Origin of the sequence: Pseudoalteromonas sp. TB25, from assembly GCF_000497995.1 — a bacterium.
GTDB lineage: Bacteria > Pseudomonadota > Gammaproteobacteria > Enterobacterales > Alteromonadaceae > Pseudoalteromonas > Pseudoalteromonas distincta.
This window is the reverse complement of sequence record NZ_AUTI01000395.1, coordinates 1-21,199: the sequence shown is the minus strand read 5'-3', so window position 1 is coordinate 21,199 and position 21,199 is coordinate 1. Positions and strand designations below refer to the sequence as shown.

At 38.0% G+C, this 21,199-nt stretch carries 20 protein-coding genes and 2 pseudogenes; 8 read left to right on the top strand and 14 right to left on the bottom strand.

Annotated elements, in window-relative coordinates:
• Window positions 1-50: 50 nt before the first annotated feature.
• Together L652_RS0117460 and fdxA are read right to left on the bottom strand one after the other, a co-directional pair.
• Window positions 51-2,294 (bottom strand): carbohydrate binding family 9 domain-containing protein, encoded by a 2,244-nt coding sequence (locus L652_RS0117460; RefSeq protein WP_024595997.1) that lies wholly within the window; start codon window positions 2,292-2,294, stop codon window positions 51-53.
• Window positions 2,295-2,430: 136 nt separating this feature from the next.
• Entirely contained in the window at window positions 2,431-2,754 is a 324-nt protein-coding gene (gene fdxA / locus L652_RS0117455; protein ID WP_002958626.1) for a ferredoxin FdxA, read from the bottom strand.
• 194 nt (window positions 2,755-2,948) lie between these two features.
• Between fdxA and L652_RS0117450 the strand changes: the two genes are divergently transcribed.
• Both L652_RS0117450 and L652_RS0117445 read left to right on the top strand, forming a co-directional pair.
• Window positions 2,949-4,556 (top strand): NAD(P)/FAD-dependent oxidoreductase, encoded by a 1,608-nt coding sequence (locus L652_RS0117450; RefSeq protein WP_024595996.1) that lies wholly within the window; start codon window positions 2,949-2,951, stop codon window positions 4,554-4,556.
• 95 nt (window positions 4,557-4,651) lie between these two features.
• Window positions 4,652-6,151, top strand: coding sequence for an amidase family protein (locus L652_RS0117445; RefSeq protein WP_024595995.1), 1,500 nt, complete (start codon window positions 4,652-4,654; stop codon window positions 6,149-6,151).
• 31 nt (window positions 6,152-6,182) lie between these two features.
• Here the strand turns inward: L652_RS0117445 and L652_RS0117440 are convergent, their stop codons facing one another.
• Both L652_RS0117440 and dapA read right to left on the bottom strand, forming a co-directional pair.
• Entirely contained in the window at window positions 6,183-7,487 is a 1,305-nt protein-coding gene (locus tag L652_RS0117440; protein ID WP_002958629.1) for a DEAD/DEAH box helicase, read from the bottom strand.
• Between the two features lie 129 nt (window positions 7,488-7,616).
• Entirely contained in the window at window positions 7,617-8,534 is a 918-nt protein-coding gene (gene dapA, locus L652_RS0117435) for a 4-hydroxy-tetrahydrodipicolinate synthase (protein WP_024595994.1), read from the bottom strand.
• A gap of 171 nt (window positions 8,535-8,705) precedes the next feature.
• Here dapA and L652_RS0117430 point away from each other — a divergent pair, with 171 nt between their 5' ends.
• Together L652_RS0117430 and L652_RS0117425 are read left to right on the top strand one after the other, a co-directional pair.
• On the top strand, window positions 8,706-9,359 hold the full coding sequence (locus L652_RS0117430; RefSeq protein ID WP_002958653.1) for a DUF6058 family natural product biosynthesis protein: 654 nt from the start codon (window positions 8,706-8,708) through the stop codon (window positions 9,357-9,359).
• Window positions 9,360-9,455: 96 nt separating this feature from the next.
• Window positions 9,456-10,316: a delta-class carbonic anhydrase gene (locus L652_RS0117425; protein ID WP_033013576.1), complete on the top strand. Its 861-nt coding sequence runs from the start codon at window positions 9,456-9,458 to the stop codon at window positions 10,314-10,316.
• 77 nt (window positions 10,317-10,393) lie between these two features.
• Here the strand turns inward: L652_RS0117425 and L652_RS0117420 are convergent, their stop codons facing one another.
• The 8 genes and pseudogenes from L652_RS0117420 to L652_RS0117390 all read right to left on the bottom strand — a co-directional run.
• A complete protein-coding gene (locus tag L652_RS0117420) occupies window positions 10,394-11,158 on the bottom strand; it encodes a 2-keto-4-pentenoate hydratase (protein ID WP_024595992.1) in 765 nt (254 codons plus the stop codon).
• 138 nt (window positions 11,159-11,296) lie between these two features.
• The gene (locus L652_RS0117415; protein ID WP_024595991.1) at window positions 11,297-11,701 is read right to left on the bottom strand and encodes a hypothetical protein; all 405 of its coding nucleotides are present in this window, start codon (window positions 11,699-11,701) and stop codon (window positions 11,297-11,299) included.
• Window positions 11,702-11,810: 109 nt separating this feature from the next.
• Complete coding sequence (locus L652_RS1000000125140; RefSeq protein WP_007378675.1) at window positions 11,811-11,969, bottom strand: hypothetical protein; 159 nt, start codon at window positions 11,967-11,969, stop codon at window positions 11,811-11,813.
• A 188-nt stretch (window positions 11,970-12,157) separates the two neighbouring features.
• Window positions 12,158-12,502, bottom strand: coding sequence for a hypothetical protein (locus L652_RS0117410; protein ID WP_024595990.1), 345 nt, complete (start codon window positions 12,500-12,502; stop codon window positions 12,158-12,160).
• A 94-nt stretch (window positions 12,503-12,596) separates the two neighbouring features.
• On the bottom strand, window positions 12,597-12,818 hold the full coding sequence (locus L652_RS1000000125060) for a hypothetical protein (protein ID WP_029753242.1): 222 nt from the start codon (window positions 12,816-12,818) through the stop codon (window positions 12,597-12,599).
• A gap of 456 nt (window positions 12,819-13,274) precedes the next feature.
• The gene (locus L652_RS0117400) at window positions 13,275-13,562 is read right to left on the bottom strand and encodes a putative quinol monooxygenase (RefSeq protein ID WP_002958660.1); all 288 of its coding nucleotides are present in this window, start codon (window positions 13,560-13,562) and stop codon (window positions 13,275-13,277) included.
• Between the two features lie 78 nt (window positions 13,563-13,640).
• Window positions 13,641-14,456, bottom strand: a complete 816-nt coding sequence (gene dkgB / locus L652_RS0117395) for a 2,5-didehydrogluconate reductase DkgB (protein WP_024595988.1) — start codon at window positions 14,454-14,456, stop codon at window positions 13,641-13,643.
• 156 nt (window positions 14,457-14,612) lie between these two features.
• A pseudogene (locus L652_RS0117390) lies at window positions 14,613-15,719 on the bottom strand (MFS transporter); the annotation flags it as partial.
• 92 nt (window positions 15,720-15,811) lie between these two features.
• On the opposite strand from L652_RS0117390, the gene L652_RS0117385 reads away from it, so the two are divergent.
• Both L652_RS0117385 and L652_RS0117380 read left to right on the top strand, forming a co-directional pair.
• A complete protein-coding gene (locus L652_RS0117385; RefSeq protein WP_139015407.1) occupies window positions 15,812-17,029 on the top strand; it encodes an IS4 family transposase in 1,218 nt (405 codons plus the stop codon).
• Window positions 17,030-17,248: 219 nt separating this feature from the next.
• Entirely contained in the window at window positions 17,249-18,136 is an 888-nt protein-coding gene (locus L652_RS0117380; protein WP_024595985.1) for a LysR family transcriptional regulator, read from the top strand.
• Window positions 18,137-18,158: 22 nt separating this feature from the next.
• Here L652_RS0117380 and L652_RS0117375 read toward each other — a convergent pair whose 3' ends face one another.
• Window positions 18,159-18,638, bottom strand: a complete 480-nt coding sequence (locus L652_RS0117375) for a hypothetical protein (protein WP_024595984.1) — start codon at window positions 18,636-18,638, stop codon at window positions 18,159-18,161.
• Between the two features lie 169 nt (window positions 18,639-18,807).
• Here L652_RS0117375 and L652_RS1000000125525 point away from each other — a divergent pair.
• Window positions 18,808-19,055: pseudogene (locus L652_RS1000000125525) on the top strand (LysR family transcriptional regulator); the annotation flags it as partial.
• Window positions 19,056-19,319: 264 nt separating this feature from the next.
• A complete protein-coding gene (locus tag L652_RS0117370; protein WP_010553067.1) occupies window positions 19,320-20,360 on the top strand; it encodes a metal-dependent hydrolase in 1,041 nt (346 codons plus the stop codon).
• A gap of 74 nt (window positions 20,361-20,434) precedes the next feature.
• On the opposite strand, the gene L652_RS0117365 is transcribed toward L652_RS0117370, so the two are convergent.
• The coding region (locus L652_RS0117365; RefSeq protein WP_024603577.1) for a sensor domain-containing diguanylate cyclase at window positions 20,435-21,199 on the bottom strand (765 nt) is incomplete at its 5' end.

Below are 21,199 nucleotides of genomic sequence, written 5' to 3'. Positions count from 1 at the left end.
TGCTACTCAAACTAGTTAAAAATCATCGCTAGTACTGTTATTATTAAAATTTAAAGCTGCCATGCATAGCTAACTTTTGTAAATAAGGTACGCTGATCTCGCTCAATACTTTTAAGTGAATCGTCTTGGTAACCTCTATCTGAGTAACCCAAATAAAACAGTGTTTGCGCATTAATTTTATATGAGTAAACAAGCTGACTACCATAGTCTTTGTTAATTTGGCTAACTTGATAAAAGTAGGCATTTTCGTCTCTATCAATATCTTCAAATTGCAAAATAAGCTTAAGGATTGAACGCATACTAAATTTATAATGAAGCCTAAAATCAACTAAGTTAGCTGTAAATACACGCTCCCCTTGTGGGTTATCTAATTGGCTGTAGTTATGTTTTACATCGAGCTGCCAATGGTCGTTAATGTCCCACACCATTTGGGTTTGGGTGTCAAACGCGTCGCCTAATTGCTCATTTGCATAATCAATGCGGCTAGCGTATTCAACATATAATGATAACTTTAAATCTTTAGTGGGTTTAAAGCCCGTATAAATGTAACCAATATTTTGATTATAAAAATTGTCATTATAATTTTCATAACGGTGTACTAAACCAATTTCAAAAATAGATTGTTTTTGGCCTTTAAAACTCAAAAAGCCTTCGTATTCTTCTTCAAGTAAGTCTCCATTTTGCGCCCACGTTTTATCCCAGTCAGCTTCGTATGACCATGAGGTAAGTAAATCAGACTCATCTCTGTACCATGTTTGTCCGCCACCAAAGCCTACTTTTTCATAATCGACTTTAGCTTGATAACCTAAATCAGTGCGGTAGTCCTGCCCAATATTTTCATAAGATGCAAATAATTTGTAATCACGTTTATCGCGGGTAAATTCTAGAGCATAAGCTTCATCTGATTGAGTTTCAGATAAGTTATAGTTTTGAATTAAAAATTCAGAGTTACGAGTATCAGCAGATGACACTTGATACAAAAGAGTATCCGATTGATTAAACCAGTAGCTACCATCCACTGATAATACAGTGTTGTGATAGTCATCACTTTCTCTGTGCGTGCTTGAAATACCAATAGTACCTTGCTGACCTAAGTCATATTGATAACGCCCTGCGGCTGCATTCGTTTTTTCGTTTAAGCTTGCAAAGCCAGAGCCCTGATTCGTTGGCAGTAAAATATTACTATTGTCGTCATCAGCTAGCATTAGCGCATAACTATGATCACCCGTTTTACCCGTCAGCTTTGCACCTAAAGTAGGCTCTGCAATTGTACGTGTATATAAAAGCTCAAATAAGCTACTTTTAAAGTAAGAAGCACCATCTAAAAAGAAAGGACGTTTTTCAGCGTAATAAATTGAAAAGGTTGTATTTACATCAAGCTCTAAAGAGTCAGTTTCTACTTGCGAAAAATCAGGATTAATTGTCGCGTTTAAAACAGCATCTTTTGTTAAACCCCAGCGTAAATCTAAGCCCACTTCAGTATCTATATCACCCTTATCCCAATCACCTGGCAACGCGGATTTATTATCGTTACGCAGTGTGGTTAATGTAGGTGTTAATTGGATATTTTTACTTGATTCAATGTCACTAAATCCAACTAACTTATCAAACTGGCAAAGGCTGCATTTCACATTTCTATCAAACCCCATATTTGATAGCTGATATAGCACATCACGTTGGTAGTTTCTCATTACAGAAAAACCCCACGTTAGCTCATTTTTATTTTCAGGAAAACGCAGTGCTTTAAAAGGAATACGCATTTCAACAACATAACCTTTGTCGTTAATTTGTCCTGCGCTATCCCAAATAGCATTCCATGAGGTATCAGAACTCCACCCATCGGTGTCGGTCATTCGTATATCGCCTTGCGCGCCCAGCGGGTTAACATGGAATTCATAACCACTGCGTTCATCATTAAATGTATCAATAACAAGAATAACGACGTCGTCTTCCCATAGCGTATCGCGGTCACGAAGTGATGCACGAATTTGCTCAGGGTTAGGATCCTCAGCAATAAAACCAACATATAAGTTAGTGCCATCTTCGTAAATAAAGGCATCAGTTTTTACAGGAGGAGTGCCTTTTTCGTTAGGCTCATCTTGGTAGAGTAAAGATACACGTGTTGCATTTTGCCAGTGCGCTTCATCCATAACACCATCAACGGTGATATTTGAATCAATACGGGATAAGGATACTTGCTGTTTTTTAGCCGCTACATCAAGGCTTGAAAGTAATAAAGCAAAACTTAAAAATAGGAAGGTAAACTTTTTTATTATAGTTATAAAGTACTGCATAAACATCCATTTAGACTGTAATTACTCATAAGGAGCAACTTAAGCTGAGGATTGTAATTTATCCAGGTACATTTGTTAATACTTTGAAATTAAAAATTAACTATTTAATGATAAAGGAGTAACTAATTGTTATGTATTATGTTTCGAGTAGTTTAAGCTTATCGTCTATGCCATTCCATACATCAGCGTCCTCTGGTGCAGGTTTAACCTCTGTAATGCGCGGCCAGACCAGTGCAAGTTCAGCATTTAATTCAGTAAACTCTTTTTGAGACTCTGGTAGCTCATCTTCTTGGTATATCGCATCAGCTGAACACTCAGGGACACATAAACCACAATCGATACAATCAATCGGGCTAATTGCTAAAAAATTAGGGCCTTCAAAAAATGCATCTGCTGGGCACACTGATACGCAATCGGTGTACTTACATTTTATACAATTTTCGGTGACAACAAACGCCATACTATTTTAATACCTAAGATTTTGAACAACAGTTGTGGATCATACTCATCCACTCCAAAAATACAATAAATAAGTGCCATATCAGGCTATTTTAACGTAAAATGCGCGCCTAATGTTTGCACACTCGTTGTGCCCTGCATCCCCTTATTGTGAGCGGTAATAATACCCCGCTATGACACCTAAAAGAGATATAAATGATACGTTTAACCGAAATAAAGCTGCCACTTGATCATGACGAAGACGCAATTGGTCAAGCAATTGTAAATAAACTAAAAATCCAACCTGAACAATTGCACAGTTTTAATGTGTTTAAACGTGGTTATGATGCACGTAAAAAATCAGCTATTTTACTTATTTATACACTCGATATAGAAGTTGATAACGAAGCCGAGCTACTCGCAGCATTTGAAAAAGACCAACATGTAAAAGTAGCACCAGACACAAACTATAAATTTGTAGCCCAAGCTAACAATAATATCAAAGAGCGCCCTGTCGTGATTGGTTTTGGCCCTTGTGGTTTATTTGCGGGCTTATTACTTGCTCAAATGGGCTTTAAACCCATTATATTAGAGCGCGGTAAAGAAGTACGTGAACGTACAAAAGACACGTTTGGCTTTTGGCGTAAACGCACACTTAATACAGAATCAAATGTACAATTTGGTGAAGGTGGCGCAGGTACATTCTCAGACGGTAAATTATACAGCCAAGTAAAAGATCCAAAGCATTATGGCCGAAAAGTCATTACTGAATTTGTAGAAGCAGGCGCACCCGATGAAATTTTATACGTAAGTAAGCCACACATTGGTACGTTTAAACTTGTCACCATGATTGAAAAAATGCGCGCTCGTATAATAGAACTCGGCGGCGAAATTCGCTTTAGCACACGTGTTGACGATATTCATTTAGATGACGGGCAAGTAACAGGTTTAACGCTTTCAAATGGCGAGCAGCTAAACACTCGCCATGTTGTATTAGCCGTTGGCCACAGCGCACGTGACACGTTTGATATGATCCACAAAAAAGGGATTTATGTTGAAGCAAAGCCATTTTCAGTCGGTTTTAGAATCGAACATAAACAATCAATGATCGATGAATGTCGTTTTGGCACAAATGCAGGAAACCCAATATTGGGCTCTGCCGATTATAAACTTGTTCATCACTGCGACAATGGCCGCACCGTTTACAGCTTTTGTATGTGCCCAGGTGGCACAGTAGTCGCGGCAACCTCTGAAGAAGGCCGCGTTGTTACCAATGGCATGAGCCAATATTCACGAAGTGAGCGCAACGCTAACAGCGCTATTGTGGTAGGTATATCACCAGAGCAAGATTTCCCAGGTAACCCACTTGCTGGAATAGACTTACAACGCAAACTTGAAGAGCAAGCGTATGAACTTGGTGGTAGCAACTACGATGCACCAGCCCAGTTAATTGGAGATTTCTTAAAAGGTAAATCATCAGCAGACTTAGGTGAAGTACAACCCTCTTACACTCCTGGGATTAAGTTAACTGACTTGAGTAAAGTGTTACCACAATTTGCAATTGATGCCCTTCGCGAAGCGATACCAGCGTTTAATAAACAAATTCGTGGTTTTTCAACTAACGACGGTTTATTAACCGGTGTTGAAACACGTACTTCGTCGCCTATTAGTATTAAGCGTGATAAAACATTCCAAAGTATTAACACCAAAGGGCTTTACCCTGCAGGTGAAGGCGCAGGTTACGCTGGCGGTATTTTATCAGCGGGTATTGATGGTATTAAAGCAGCTGAAGCAGTCGCACTGTCTATGTTAGAAAACGCTTAAACCTCTTTTTTAAGCTGTTTATCGAAAAGCCTCACTTTGTGAGGTTTTTTTGTGCTAAATGTATAGAAAATAATAACACCTCAAGCACCTCAACCATGATCAAAACATTTACCTTTTCGTTGCTTAGTGTATTAGCAATTTTTAACGCTAAAGCACAAGAGCTAAAAACCATCGATGAAATCCACAGTGCATATAAAAATAATTCTATTAATGCACAGCAACTCACCCAAAATTATATAGACCGAATTAATAAACTTAACCCACAATACAATGCAGTTATTAGTATTGAGCCTACAGCGATTGCTCAAGCTAAAACGTTAGATGAACTTGCCGCCAAAGGCACTTGGGCAGGTCCATTACACGGAATACCTGTACTTCTTAAAGATAATATAGAAACGAAAGGCACACTTCCCACAACGGCTGGCTCTTTAGCATTTAAAAATAACGTTACTAATAATGATGCTTTTGTTGTTAAACAACTACGTAATGCGGGCGCTATAATTTTAGGTAAAGCTAATTTAAGTGAATGGGCAAATTTTCGTTCATCCTATTCGTCGTCAGGCTGGAGTGCCGTAGGCGGACAAACACATAATGCGCACGATGTAACACGTAATCCATGTGGTTCTAGTGCAGGCTCTGCTGTGGCAGTCGCACTTAACTTTGCGCCCATAGCATTAGGGACTGAAACAGACGGTTCAATTACGTGCCCTGCCTCAGTAAATGGAGTTTATGCAATAAAACCGAGTATGGGCCAAGTATCACGCTCAGGCGTTATACCTCTTTCAAGTAGCCAAGATTCAGTAGGGCCGATGGCGCATTCACTTAAAGATGCACTGCTGGTTTTATCAGTTTTGCAAGGTGAGGACTCCCTTGATGCAACAACTACAGGGTTTGAATTAAAAGCAGGTAATCTAAAATCAAAATCGTCACTTATTATCGGTGCGCTACCTAGCGATAAATTTACAATTGAAACGCAGCGCCTTTATGCCAAGCAGTTACAAGCATTAAAACAGGCTGGGCACACTGTTATTAATGTAGATATTACTGATAACTTAGATATGCTATTTGTTGATGAATACTATATTTTACTTTACGACTTTAAAGCCGAAATTAATCACTACCTCGCAAGCACTCCCGCACAAGTAGCTGTTAAAAGCCTAAAAGCACTTATTAATTTTAATATTCAAAATAAAAATACAGAAATGCCCCACTTTGAGCAAGATATCCTAGTTCAATCGCAGGCTATTGATTTAACAAACAAACAAAAATACCAAGAGACTAAAGAACGCTATCGCACTTTAGCAACGACAGCCATTGTTAATGTATATAAAAACAACAAGCTTGATATTGTTATAGCGCCTACAGTATCACCCGCCTGGAAAACAGACTTAGTTAATGGTGATAATTTTAATGGCAGTAGTAGTTCGTTATCTGCTATTGCAGGCACAACGCACATAACTCTGCCGGTAGGCAAAGTAAGTGGTTTACCAGTTGGTTTGTCCATAATAGCAAATAAAGAGGGCGAGCAAGCGGCTTATGTATACGCAAATATTATTGATGAGGTGTTATCGTTAGATACAAAAAAACCTGAGTAAACTCAGGTTTTTTTAAACTAAACGGCGTTAACTATGACTTTTTAAGTGACAGTTTTTCGCCTTTTAAGCTTTTACGAACGCTTGAAATACGTGAGCGATTTACAGCTCTCGCTTCACCGGTTGCTTGTCCTGATAACTTGTTAGAACGTGTACGGCGTAAATGCGCTGGTTTTTTACCAATTTTATCAATTAGTACTTCACGGTTACTTACTTCGTAACCTTCTAAATATACACGTTTGATTTTTTGACCGATTAACGTTTCAATTTCAAACAAAGTGTTTTCTTCTTCGCGGCTAACAAATGAGATTGCTTGACCTTGGCGACCAGCACGACCTGTACGGCCAATACGGTGAACGTAATCTTCTGCAAGCCAAGGTAAATCAATATTAATTACACGAGGTAAACCATCAATATCAATACCGCGAGCAGCCACTTCTGTAGCTACTAATACACGTACTTTGCCTTCTTTAAATTCACGTAAAGCACGACGACGGTTACCTTGAGATTTATCACCGTGGCAAACGCCTGCCGGAATACCATCAAGATTAAGCTCTTTAACAAGCTCGTCAGCCGTTTCTTTCATGTTTACGAATACAAGCACTTGTTGCCAGTTTTTCTTACCAATCAATTCAGAAAGTAGCTCTTGCTTACGACGTTCTTCAACAGGGTAAACAACATGCTCAACAGTGCTTGCTGTACTGTTAGTTTGGTCAACACGAACAATTTCAGCTTGTTTTAATACTTTAGATGCAAACTGTTTAATTGCTGCAGGGAATGTCGCAGAGAAAAGTAAAATCTGGCGCTCTTCTGCACAGCTTTTAATTACGTTTTGCATGTCTTCAATAAAGCCCATATCAAGCATACGGTCAGCTTCATCAAGAACAAGATGCTTAACACTTGCAAGGCTTAAGTTACCTAAGCGAATATGATCAAATAAACGACCTGGTGTTGCAACAACAATATCTACACCTTCTTTTAAAGCGTTTGCTTGGCCGGCGGTACTAACCCCACCAAATAAACTAACGACTTTAAGTGATGTATGCTTTGCAAAATCTCTAAAATTATTTGCAATTTGTTCTGCAAGTTCACGCGTTGGAGCAAGTACTAACGCATGAGGTGCATTCGTTGTGCTGAGTTCAGACTCAACCAATTTTTGGATGATAGGTAAAGCAAACGCGGCAGTTTTGCCGGTACCAGTTTGTGCACTGGCTAAAACGTCTTTACCTTTACGAACAGCAGGGATTGCTGCGCGCTGAATGGGCGTAAGAGTGTGATAGTTAAGTTCGTCCAACGCCTGGATGATTTCAGGAGCGAAACTAAAAGATTTAAAATTCATGCTGTATAACCTACGGCCACATTATCAAGGGTCGCAAATTATACAGCAAAAACGAGTCAACAGTTAGCTTTAAACTGGATTAAAAGCTAAAAATTAGTTTGTTAAGTCATTAAAATATTGATTATCAACTCAAGAAAGCGTTAATACCTCATTTTGTTTTAATAACTGTGCTTTACCACCGACAACTTCACGTTCGTTAAGCTCATTTATTAATGGCAAACCTACTTTTTGTTGTTCATCACTAAGCGGTAAATACGGTAATCTAAATACTGGATTTACTGCACCTGTCATCATCATCGCAGTGTTAATAGCAATAGGGTTTGGCTCACAGAACAACCAGTTCATTAATGGTTGTAATGACGTATTTAACTCATCATTTTTAGTATCCATTAATTGGCGAAACAACCCAGGAATAAGGTTAGAAGTAACCGAAATAACACCGTGAGCTTTGTGTACATGACGAGCGTCGTGTGCTTCATCGTCGTTACCAGACCAACACGCAATGCCTTGCTGCTCATAGTGTGCAATGCGCTCATTGCCGCCACATTCTTTAATACCAATTAGGTTCGAATGCTGTGCTAATGGTTCAATAATATCAGGTGTTAGGTCTTGGCCTGTGCGACCGGCTACGTTGTAAATAAAGGCAGGTCCAATATCAAGTACGCGTTTGAAGTGCTCTTTAACACCCGCGATTGACGTACGTCCGTAATATGGGTTAATTTGCAGTGCTGCATCCATACCGCTGGCAAAGCCATATTTAGTTGCTTTAATCGCTTCACGGGTGTTGTTACTACCGGTATTACCAACAATAACCAGTTTGTCACCATATTTGTTTGCACTGTGCGCTATAAGCATTAAATGCTCTTCCCAGTTCATTAACTGGCCTTCGCCTGTTGTGCCACCAACTACAATGCCATCTACGCCCGCTGCAATTTGTATTTCAACGAGTTCATCGTACTTTGCGAGATCAATTTCACCGTTTGCTAAATATGGCGTTTTAATAGCTGTAATAAGGCTTGCTTGTTTAATTTTCTCTAGGGTGCGCATAAAAATTCATTATTTATAAAACTTGCGCTATTTGTAACATACTTGCCAGTATTTTTGGAGGTATAAGCGCACATTTAATTATAAAATCGCTTGTGTTATTGGGTTTGGTAATACAAAATGAATAACTGTATATAAAAACAGTATTTTATTTTTAACGATACCAGAGGCTTTATGCGTTTATCTGACTACTTAGCAACTCATTTTTATAACACCGATGAATTGTGCCAAGCATTAAACATAGATGCAGATACACTTTTAGCTTGGCAAGAGCGAAGTGTGTTCCCCAAACCAAGTTACTGTATTAAAAGTCAACTTAGCTGCAGCTCATATTCGGGTTTGTATGAATGCGAAGAATATGACGACTATTATCCGCGCGGCTGTGTTAATTGGGGGCAAGGTCTTTTAAAACAAAAAATAGAATCATCAAGCCATGCTTTTAATTATTTTGCGCAGCAATATACTGCAAGCCTAACTAAACTCGCTCAGCAAGGATTTACGTTTAGCGAAGAGCTATTTGGCTGTGAAATAGACGAGCACTTACAGCAAGTTTGGCAACAGTTTTTATGCAGTAAATATGGCGTACTTACTCAAAATGGATTAATAGACGAAATAGTCTCGGTAGACATTGGCAGGCTATTAGTTGACGACATTACAGAACTGCGCAGTAAAGCGAGTTTAAACCAAGAAGAAAGAGCGCTACTACACCCCGCCATGAAGCTTTTAAACAAAGCTTTAGGGCATGGCGCCGATCATGAAAAACAACATACATTACGCACCCGCTATATAGATGCACTTATTTTAAAATACGATTTATCTATTAAATAGTTTTGCATTAGTTTATTTATTTTAGGATTATTTGACAAAAAGCAAGATCTGTTAACTTAATTGTTATGCAAAATATAATTTAAAGGCACTGACTCAATGACAATCAAAACACAAATAAGTGTAATTTCTGCTGTAATCACCATCCTATCTTTTAATACACTAGCTAAAGCTAACCACGAAATAGTAAATGACGACATAATAAAAATACAGCGTGCAGCGCTTGCTAAAAACACCGCTAATAAAGGTTTTGGGCCACAATCACCACGCAATATTGATAATTATAAAGGCGAAAACACGGCAGTTTTCTCTCATGCCCCAACTTCATCAAATATGAACTTATGTAATATACACTTTCATAAAAATGCTGAACATGCCGGTGGCGAATTTAGCAAATATGCAGGAAATGGTAATGGAAAAGGTTTTCATAGTGGCTACTTATATTCAGGCTCTTTAACTAAAGGTGAAAGTAAACCAGCAAAAATTGAAATTTGTCCAAGCGAACACGGCGCACTCTCAGTCGGCGACACTATTGAAGTTCACAATGTTCATAGCAGTGCAATGGTTAAACCTGGCCCTACACTGGGTAGTTGTTTGAGTGATTCGATTAAAAATCCGCAACTACGTGTTGAAGCTCAAGTATATGTATTAGTAAACGATGCTAACGCACTTGATTTTGCTCAAATAAGTAACGTGTCATCGGTTAATGGCTATTACCAAGCAGCGAATGCACTTACTAATACTGGTGAAGCAGTTATTTATACCGGCTCTACCACTGGCCCTGGTTACAATGAGGCAGGCTCTCCTTTCCAAGTAACATGGTCAGTTAAACCAAAAGTAGCAAAGGTTGATATAAACAGTGTTGGTAAATGGTGTGAAAGTAACGCCTTTGATGAAGATCATGCCCACGGCGTACGAAATCTCGTAATAAATCCTGCACTACTATCTAAAATCAAATAATTAAAATTTAGCCAAATAAACACAACCCACTAATTAGTGGGTTGTGTTTATTATGACCGTTAAAATGAGTACTTCGCTTAATGGGATAAAAATGTCACATTAAAAGTATTTAAATCTTCATATGTAATACATGTTTCCTCATTGGTATTAAGCTCAACCACACCACAGTAAGAACCAGTTATAAACACTTGCCCTGCTTTTAAGTTAATTCCCTTTGCTGATAAGTAATTAACCGCCCAATAAAGAGGAAGCTGCGCAAGTTCTGCAGGGTGCACACCTGCCAAGTTTAACTCCAGCTCAGTTTGCTTAACGTTGATATTTACAGTACTTGCGTTATACGCTTTGGCTTTATCTATTTGCGGGCCTAAATACACGCCTTGATTAGATAGGCCATCGGCCAGCTTTTCAATGTGAGTGCTTGGAGTGTCTTCATCAAACCTTTTTTGAATAAGCTCAAGTGCTAAATGGGCGCTGGCAAATGCAGTATCTACGTCTTCATTTGTATAGGTTTTATTACTTGGTAAATCGCTTTGCAAAATAAATGCAATTTCTGGTTCAATAAGCGCTTTATTGTTTGTTGTATACAGTGGGCAATTTTCAGCTTGTTTTATAGGTGCATGTAAAAGAGGCGCTAATATAATTGAGCCATCATCTAAAGGCAGCATACACTTCCAGCCATATACGGTTTGATCATTTAAATAAATCATCAACTTTTGTACTTCTATCGCATCGTCAGTCGAGTCTAGTACTAACTCTTTAGGAAAGTTTGAACGTGCTGGGTTTTCTTCTCTTTGTGCTAATAAGTGAGTAGCAATTAGTTTTAGCTGTATTGAGTTGTTCACATAAATCTCTTTAAAATACGTTACTGGTTAAGCAGTAAATAGGAAGGGTTACATTATTAATGTATTAGCTTAGGCATTGGAACATCATGTTAAATGCCTATAATTAAAATTGTATTTAAAACAAAGCGTGGTAATTATTTAAGTATCAATAGATTTAAGCGAACGTAAAAACAGCCCTAAGCCGCCAAACGCTAAAATTATAATAACAATCAAATCAAACGACGTCATAGTTCGCATACTAAATCGAACACTCGATATAACGCCAAATATGAGTGCGGTTAACGAGCCAAGAGATAGCACCCAGCCTAAAATATTTTTAGAATTATAAAAAATCAGACCTACACCAAAAATAAACGGGATCATAACCATGCCGCCTGTAACGCCAAAGCCACCTAAAGCATTAACACTATAAATGCGAGAACTTAGTCCAAAATTAGAGGTCACCGAAATTGCGTTTAGCAGCATATAAAAGCCACCGCACATCATAATCAAACCAATAAAAAAATACCCAATACCACCAGAGCTTCCACCCGCACCTTTCATTATTAATTATTCCTTTTATATTTTTAACTTAATTGTTTTAGATGGTAATTGCTCGAGTATTAACATTGACCGCAATCTACATAATCAATCAGTGCACACGCGAAAACACTTATCGCGTAATTACATGCCAAATAACATAAAACCAAGATAAAAAACCGTGCAAAATTGCCCATAACACAGACTCATTAGCACTCCATGAAATAGCAATTGCTAGGGCCGTACCAAAAGAGACTCCATATTTTACTATCTCATTTCTTGAGTTTCTCATTAGTTATATTCCTAATTTTTAACTTATACCAATCTGCTTATATATGGGGTCTATTTAACGTTAAGAAAATTACGCTAGAACTAGGCAAAAATTTTTATATCTAGTTGTTCTAAATAAAAAATTTTTAACGACGTTATAGTGCAATTTAATTCGTTAAATTGATCAAAGATTTATGCAGGTTGGTATTATTAGCTGCTTGATTTGCTTACTAAAACTGACAGCTCTTTACCATCAATATTAATACTTGCTTCTTTGCCTAGTTCAACAACTAAAGAGGGAGCCATATGTTTTCCACCTAGTTTTAGGTCAGTTGCTAAACTAACAGTAAGCTCATCAATTGGCGTTACTGTAAGAGCAAAACTATACGAATTATCAACTGAAACTGACGCCTCTTCATTTGAATTGACTACTAAAACAGGTGAGCCAATTAAGTTTTTATTATCATAAAATTTAGCATTCACTACAAAACTATCATTAGCTTGTGCAAATGAAGCAAAGCCTAACAACGCTACGATTGCGATTAATTTTTTCATTATTATCTCCATATAAATTATACAGTTTAAAGCTGTTAAGGCTTTATTGGCTGTGATTTTTTAGCTAGCAATTTACCAGCTAATGATTAAAAACTTATGTTTTAGCTCTGATGACATAACCAACGCCCAGCGAACTAATATAGAACAACACTCCAAATACACTAATATCAATGAGTAGCTTTAGAATGTCAAAAGTATCTGTAAACACAAGATACTCAAAAGCAAATAAGTGAAATATAACTTTTGATCCGAAATACGCAGTTAATAAAGGGATTACAAAAATAAGAATAGATTGATTTGATTTATTAATTTCCATACCCATGTCTCCATTATTAGTTTAATTAACTCAGCTCTAAAAATATAACACACAAAAAATATATAAATAGTTTGCTATTTTGAGTCTCTTATTCAGTACCACTCGAACTATTTACGGCTGACTAAAATGCCATGTTATATTTCTATAATTTACACCAGAGAACTTTAATGTAAACAACAAATTAAATAGGCTATTTATTAGAGTGGGTTGTGATAGCAAAACGACTCTTAATAAAGTTATGAACCTCTTTTGATTTCGAAGCACTACGAATGCGAATTAACAAAAAAGAGTCCTAATAGGTTTCATTGATATTGGCGAAGTTGGGTATTTAGGCAGGTTGGAGTGTAAGAATAAAAGGTGATGTAAGATAACAGCACCTATTTGAGTATTTACTTTATGATATGTAATTTAGCTAAGTATTTTAATACGTACCATAATAGGCACTATAAAAAGAATTTAACCAATTGATTTATATACATCAATACTACTATTGGTTAAAAGCCCAGTAACTTGCGTACCAAATGCTTTAAAGTGTGGCTCGTTTTTATGCGCTTCAAAGTGCTCGTCAGACGCCCACTGTTCGCTAACAACATAATCGGTATGTTCATCATCACTTTTTACCGATAGTTCATAACGTAAGCACCCTACTTCTTGGCGCGATGACTTTTGTAAGTTTTCAAGTGCTGTAAGCATCACATCTGCATCAATATTTTTGCACGACAGTGCCGCTATAACCGTTAACATGTGTATTCCTTTTAAAAGTTAAGGTGTAGATAATCTACACCTTAAAATATTTAGTTTAACTTTGCGTTTGAGGTAAGTTTACTGATCCCACTGCGGCGCAAAGTCTGGTGTTGCTTGGCGGTCGCCACAATCAAGACCATCAATGCGGGCTATGTCTTCATCATCTAACTTAACGTGGTCGTTAAAGTTATCTTCTAAGTTTTTGCGCTTAGTTGATGATGGAATTGTCGTCATGCCGCTTGCGTTAACCCATGCTAAAACAACTTGTGCTGGACTTGCATCGTGCTTTTTAGCAATGTCGATAATGGTTTGATCTTTAAGTACTTTGCCTACTACAAATGGCATGTACGCTGTCACGTGTATATCGTGCTGAGCACAAAATGCACGCAATTTAGTATTAGTTAAATATGGGTGAACCTCAACCTGATTGGTAAATATTTCACGCGAGTCAAGTGTTTGCATTGCTTCATTTAAGTTTGCAATGGTGAAGTTTGATACACCAATGTGCTTAGTTAAACCAAGCTGCTTCGCTTTTAGTAATTCAGTGAGGTATTCACTCATTGGCTCGTCGTTAGCAGGCGATGGCCAATGAACTAGCAGTAAGTCGACCGAATCAACTTGTAGCTTTTCAAGTGACTTTTTAACGCTTGGGATAAAGTCGCTTTTATTTAATTTGTTATTCCACACTTTGGTAGTTAAGAATATTTCACTGCGCGGTATATTACTATCTTTTATGGCTTGGCCTACTTGCTCTTCGTTGCCATAAATTTGTGCGGTATCAATATGGCGAAACCCAACTTCGAGCGCCATTTTTACTGAGTTATAGGCAGTGTCGCCCTCTAAACGGAATGTTCCCATACCTAAATCTGGCATTTCAATTACACGTTGTGTCATGGCTCTATCCTTATAAAATAATCGGTTAAAAACAAGCTCTTTTAAGCTTTACGAAATACACCTTTTACTTCTTATTACAACTGTCACTTAAAAATTAATGACCTCATAACAGGTATGAGGTCATTAATTTTAGTTTCAACCTTAGCAGAAGATAGTTTACGCTTGCTGAATTTCACGTTTATCAAGCATACCGCTGTAACGTGTAACACCAAGTGCTAAAACAGAGATAACGGCGCCTATCCATGCTGTATCTTGTAGGGTCATGTTTTCTACTACGCTACCACCAATAATTGATCCAAGTGCAATACCAATATTAAATGCGGCTATGTTTAAGCCTGATGCAACATCTACCGCATTGGGCGTGTGCTTTTGTGCTTGCTTTACTACATAAAGTTGCAAGCCTGGCACATTACCAAAAGCAAATGCGCCCCAGACTAAAATAGTAAGTACAGCGGCAATTTTTGATTCCATCGTAAAGGTAAATATCAGTAAAATAACACTCAAAGCGCTGAATATAATACTCAGTGCGCTAATTGGGCCACGTCTGTCGGCCAACTTTCCACCCCAAATATTACCTATTGCTACCGATACACCGTAAACAAGCATTATCAAGGCAATAGCCGAAGGCGCAAAACCTGTTTGTTGCTCTAAAATAGGTGCTAAATAAGTAAACGCTGTAAACGTGCCGCCATAGCCCAATATCGTCATTAAATATACGAGTAATAAACGCGGTTTTACGATTACTTGTAGTTGCTCTTTAAACGTTGCAGGTATTGATTGTTTTAAGTTTTTTGGCACTAAAATAGAGCTGCCGATTAATGCAATTAAACCTAATACCGACACAACTAAAAACGTTGCACGCCAACCAAAGTGTTGGCCAATCCATGTACCTAATGGCACACCAGTTACTAGTGCTACAGTAAGCCCAGTAAACATAATGGCTATTGCACTGGCTTCTTTATCTTTGCTTACTAAGCTTGTGGCAATCATCGATCCGATTGAGAAAAACACACCATGGGCAAGCCCCGTTAAAATGCGCGCAAGTATTAATGTTTCGTAGCTTGGCGCTTGCCAAGCAAGTAAGTTACCCAAAACAAACAAGCCCATTAAGCTTATTAATACCACTTTACGATTCCAACGACCCGTTAAAGCTGTTAGCACCGGTGCACCAATAGCAACGCCAACCGCATATAAACTTACAAGCAAACCCGCTGAAGGTAGGCTTACGCCTAAGTCGTTTGCAATGGTGGGTACTAATCCTAAAGTATCCCCAGAATTAGCCTTTACATATCAATGAACTAACAGTATTAAAAAATGTGGGTAGTGAGGGAACATTCATGGTGTTTTGTGATCTTATGAATCGCTTAAAAACAACAGAACTAAACACCATGAATGCGTCTACTATTTTGCACAATATGCTCCGCGCTGTCACCCCTAACTCTATTCATAAAGCCAGATTTAATACTCTAGTCGCTGCCGTTAAATCTCTTTTGCACTGTCAGCAATGCACCTTGACGTCTATCGGCCGCAATTTGGATTCAAAAACAACTGAAAAACATGATATTAAACGTATTGATCGACTACTCAGTAACAATGAGCTTTTGCGTGAATCGATATCGGTTTATGTTCGCTTAAGCCGTTTTGTGGTCACTGAAAAGCATCCCGTCATTTTGGTCGATTGGAGCCATGCTGATACACAAACCAAATACTGTATTCTGCGTGCCAGCATTGTCAGTGAAGGTCGCTCTTTAACCCTGTATCAGGAAAGTGCATTCAGCTTTCAATATCATTGCCCAAAAGTGCAAAAACGGTTTTTAAAGATGCTCAAACTGATCTTGCCGAGTGATTGCCGCCCCGTGATTGTGACGGATGCGGGCTTTAAAGTCCCCTGGCTCAAAGCCGTGCGGAACAATGGCTGGCATTATATTAGTCGGGTTCGTGGTACGGCACATTTGAAAACGCAGGACAGCGATGAGTTTATTCCATGCCAGTCACTATTCAAGAACAATCAGCGTAAGAGCCAGTATCTTGGCGCGACCGAGCTGACCAAAAGTGCAAAATATCAAACTCATGCAGTGTTGGTTGGCAAGGGACATAAGTTATTAAAAAGAGATAAAAAACGCGGTTATAAGGAGCCTTGGCTACTCGTTTCTTCTCTTCCAAAAAGACACCACTTTCTCGAAAAGGTGCTCAAGCTATATGGAATGAGAATGCAGATAGAGGCAGGGTTTCGAGACCAAAAAAGTGTTAGGTTCGGCTTAGGCTCAGATCTGCACAGAACGAACAAACTCTATCGATTAGACATACTTTTACTGCTCGCAACATTGGCTCATTGGTTCTCAATGATGCTGGGTGCTGTGATAGACAAAGCAGGAAAGACAGGGGCTTTTCAAGCTAACTCAAGCAAAAACAGGCGAGTAGTGTCATGGGCATTTGTTGGGTTGCGATACTTCAAAAAACAGTCCATTAAGCTGCGGCGGCGAGATTACTTGGAAGGGCTAGCCTATTTCGTACAGGTGGTAGTGCAACTCGATTGGAAAAATATGGATGTGAGTGATGTGATTGAAATTTAATAATTATTTTTGGGGATCCCTTAGGTACTAATCCCACTATTACAAACTCAGTTGTTCCTATTGCAAATGCGCTTAAGGTAAGCGCCCACAAAGCCAATGGCATAGTTATATCCTCATTAATATTTGAAGAATGTAGTTTGGCTAAAATATCATTTGCAAAAAATAGTATTAGTGACAAAATACTTTTGTTAATAATGCAAAGGTGATGTTGGTATACTTATGGCTGTTCATTCAAAAACTGAAGATTTAGAAACGTTTATAACGGTAGTAGATTGCGGAAGCTTTTCGGGAGCGGCTAATTTGCTCGATCAACAGGTGGCTAAAGTGTCGCGAGCTGTATCACGCCTTGAAAATACATTGCAATGTACTTTGCTAAACAGAACAACACGCCGATTAGAGCTTACTGAAGAAGGCCATACTTTTATAAAATTTGCGCGTGAAGGGTTAAATACGCTTTATACCGGTGAAGAGGCCATAAAGCTTTTAAAACAAGCGCCAAGTGGCAAGCTGCGAATAGATGCTGCAAGCCCTTTTGTATTGCACCAACTTACGCCTTTAATTGGCGAATTTGCCAAACAATACCCCCACATAACGCTTGATATAACCTCCCACGACAGCATTATTGATTTACTTGAACATAAAACCGATTTAGCCATACGTATTGGTGATTTAAAAGACTCAAATTTACATGCTCGTAAACTTGGCAGCAGCCAGTTACGTATTGTAGCCAGCCCAGAATATATAAAAAACAACACAGCAATTACGCAAATAGATGACTTACAAAATCACAAGATAATTGGCTTTAGTGACTCCCCTAAATTAAACACTTGGCCGTTAGTAAAGCCCGCTTTATTTACGTTTTCACTTAGCGCAAGCAGCGGCGAAACAGTGCGCCAACTATGTATTGCAAACCAAGGCGTTGCGCTACTTTCTCACTTTATGATTGGCAATGACCTAAAAACAGGTAAATTAGTTGAAGTGTTACCCAGTGCAGTTAGCTCTCCTAATAACCGAGAGGTTGTACAAGCCGTGTATTATAAAAGCAGTGCGGTATCGTCTCGAATTGTGGCTTTTTTAGATTTTATAAAGCCACGACTAAGCTTATAACTATATTAAAAAGCAAGTTAAATTATGCTTGGTTATTAAAAAGCAAACCTGAATTTTTATTATCTGAAGATGATGAAAACATTGAATCCATTAAAGTAGATACATTTTTTCGCACTGTCAATTGTATCGACGATAGCTCACTATCGAGTTGCTTTTTAAGTTCGCTTAGCTCTTCTATCGCTTCCCCTGTGGGCGTATCAGAACTATTGGTCATTTCTCTTATTTTACTCTGTAAATCTTTAATTGACTCGATCGCTTTATTCATTTGAACTGCTGAATTGTCACTCGAATCTTCTGTTTCGCTGCTAATGATAGACTTTGCGTCTTCAGTAGCTGCAGTAGAGCTCGTAGTTTTTTCGGCGTCTTTATTTAAAGAAGAGTCTGCTTTAGCCTCTGGACTTTTACTAGGATCATCCGTTTTTACAGTGTTTTTATTTAAATTACTTAGATTCGAATAGCTATTGTCATTGTATAACTGTGAAGAAAGAGTTCCAAAATTCATTTTTGCCTCATGTGTCTAAAAATTGACGACTTTATTTTTATAATTAGAAGCAATTATCATTCCAAACATGGTAACAAATTGACCGTCCGTACTTTAAACGGCAACAGGATTTATAAGTCGCCACGGGGTATTATTTTGCTTAATTTAAAATGCTAGGAAAGCTATACTTTTAAAATACGCCTGCGAAAGGCTAAATATTTTATGCACAGATGAAAACGCCATAAAGCTTTAAAACAAGCGCCAAATGGCAAGCAACTAATAGATGCGGCAAACCCTTTTGTATTGAATCAACTTACGCCTTTAATTGGTGAATTCGCTAAGTAATACCCTCACATAACGCTTGATATAACCTCACACGGCAGTACTATTAATTTACTCGAGCATAAAACAGACTTAGCCATACGTATTGGTGATTTATAAGATTCGAACTTACATGCTCGTAAACTTGGCCGTTAGTAAAACTCATTTTATTTACGTTTTCGCTTAGCGCAAGCAGCGGCGAAACAGTGCGGTATCATCGCGAATTGTGGCTTTTTTAGATTTCATAAAGCTTAGGCTTAGTTTATAAGCTCTGTATATTAATATTAATATGCTTATTAAATGTTTTAACCGATTTTTTGACGCTTTTTAATAATCAAAAAGTATAAATAATAAAAGTAGTAATTAAAGGTATTAATTAAAATGGATTCTTTAACGCAGGTAGCATTAGGCAGTGCTGTAGGTTATGCGGTATTAGGCAATAAAATAGGTCGAAAAGCCGTTTTATGGGGAGCAATTTTAGGCACGCTCCCTGATTTAGATGTATTTTTGCCATATGGCGGATCTGTAGAAGCATTTACTTATCACCGTGGCTTTAGCCATTCGTTATTAATACATTTATTAATTAGCCCGCTCATTGTATGGCTAATATTAAAAGTACACGCGGGAATGCAAATTTATAAAGTGCGCTGGTTTTGGCTAGTATTTTTAAGTTTATCTACACATGCCCTATTAGACAGCCTAACGGTATACGGTACACAACTACTCTGGCCTTTTACTGAGTACCCCTTTGCGGTTTCTAGTGTATTTATTATTGACCCTGCTTACACGCTTCCTTTATTAATTGGCGTAATATGTACGCTAATACCCAAAATAAAAGCAGCAACGGCTTATCGTATAAATGCAGCGGCTTTAGTTTTAAGTAGTCTATATTTATTTTGCGCTTTAATTTTAAAAGTAAATATTGATGACAAAGTAAAAACGGCTCTCAACAACAGACAAATACCAGTAAATGCGTATGTTAGTACGCCTGCTCCGCTAACCACTTTGCTGTGGCGTATTGTTGTGATGTCTGACGGACAATACTACGAAGGTTATGCATCAGTATTTGACGCACCCAGCGATGTTACATTAACGGCTTATCAAACAACGCCTTCACTGTTAAATAATATTAGCGATGAATGGGCTATAAAACGCTTGCAGTGGTTTACTAAAGGGTTTTATTCGGTGCGCCAACAGCAAAGCAATATTGTACTTTCTGATTTACGTATGGGCATGGAGTGCAACTATGTGTTTAATTTTGTAGTCGGTCAAAAAAATGATTCAGAAGTGAGCATTGGTAACTTTGAAAAAATAAGTCAAAGACCAAACTTAAACAATCTTCATAAAATATGGAACAGGGTTTGGCAACCAAATGTGTCTTTAGCATCACCCGCGGCAAAAAATGACTGCAATAGCGAATAACGGCATATTATAAGATTCATACTAGCATGAGGAAGTTAAGTGAAGTTCAAGCAGCAATTAAACTAAATAGTTCACTAAAGTGATTGCTGCTTTTTTTGCTGATACATTGCAACATCAGCATCTTGAATCATATCCTCAACTGATTTACCTGTATCGTGTTTAAAGTGTGTTACCCCTACACTGTAGTCAATTTTGTATGGCTTGTTTAAGGTATTATTAGCATGCGCTATTGCATCCGCAAACCTTTGTAAAACAAACTCTGCTTTTGTCTCGTCTGAGTCGCTTAACATCGCAACAAATTCATCTCCGCCAAGTCGACCTATGACTTCACAATCACGAAATGAACTAAGCATAATTTGTGCAAATTTATTTAATACAAAATCGCCTTCGTGGTGTCCATAAATATCATTAATTTGTTTAAACTTATTGAGATCAAACAATATAAACGACATTGATACTTTATTTCGCCTACATACATTTAGCGTATGTTCGGCAAGGTTTAAAAAGCCACGTCGATTAGAGATTCTTGTTAACTCATCAATTGTGGCTAGTTGAATTGATTGAATTTCTCGCTCGACTAACGTGCCTAAATCTCTTAGTAATTGTTTTTCTTCATCATTGAGTTGTCTAGGTTTATTATCGGCAAGGCACAAAGTGCCTATAATGACTCCCTCCCTTAATTTTAAAGGAAAACCTGCATAAAAGCGTACTTTAGGATCGCCTGTAACAAAGGGGTTATCAAAAAACCTTTCGTCTTGAGCTGTATCTGGGATTATTAATAACTCGTCTTGATTTATGGTGTGGCCACAAAATGAGGTTTCGCGAGGAAGCTCAGGCGC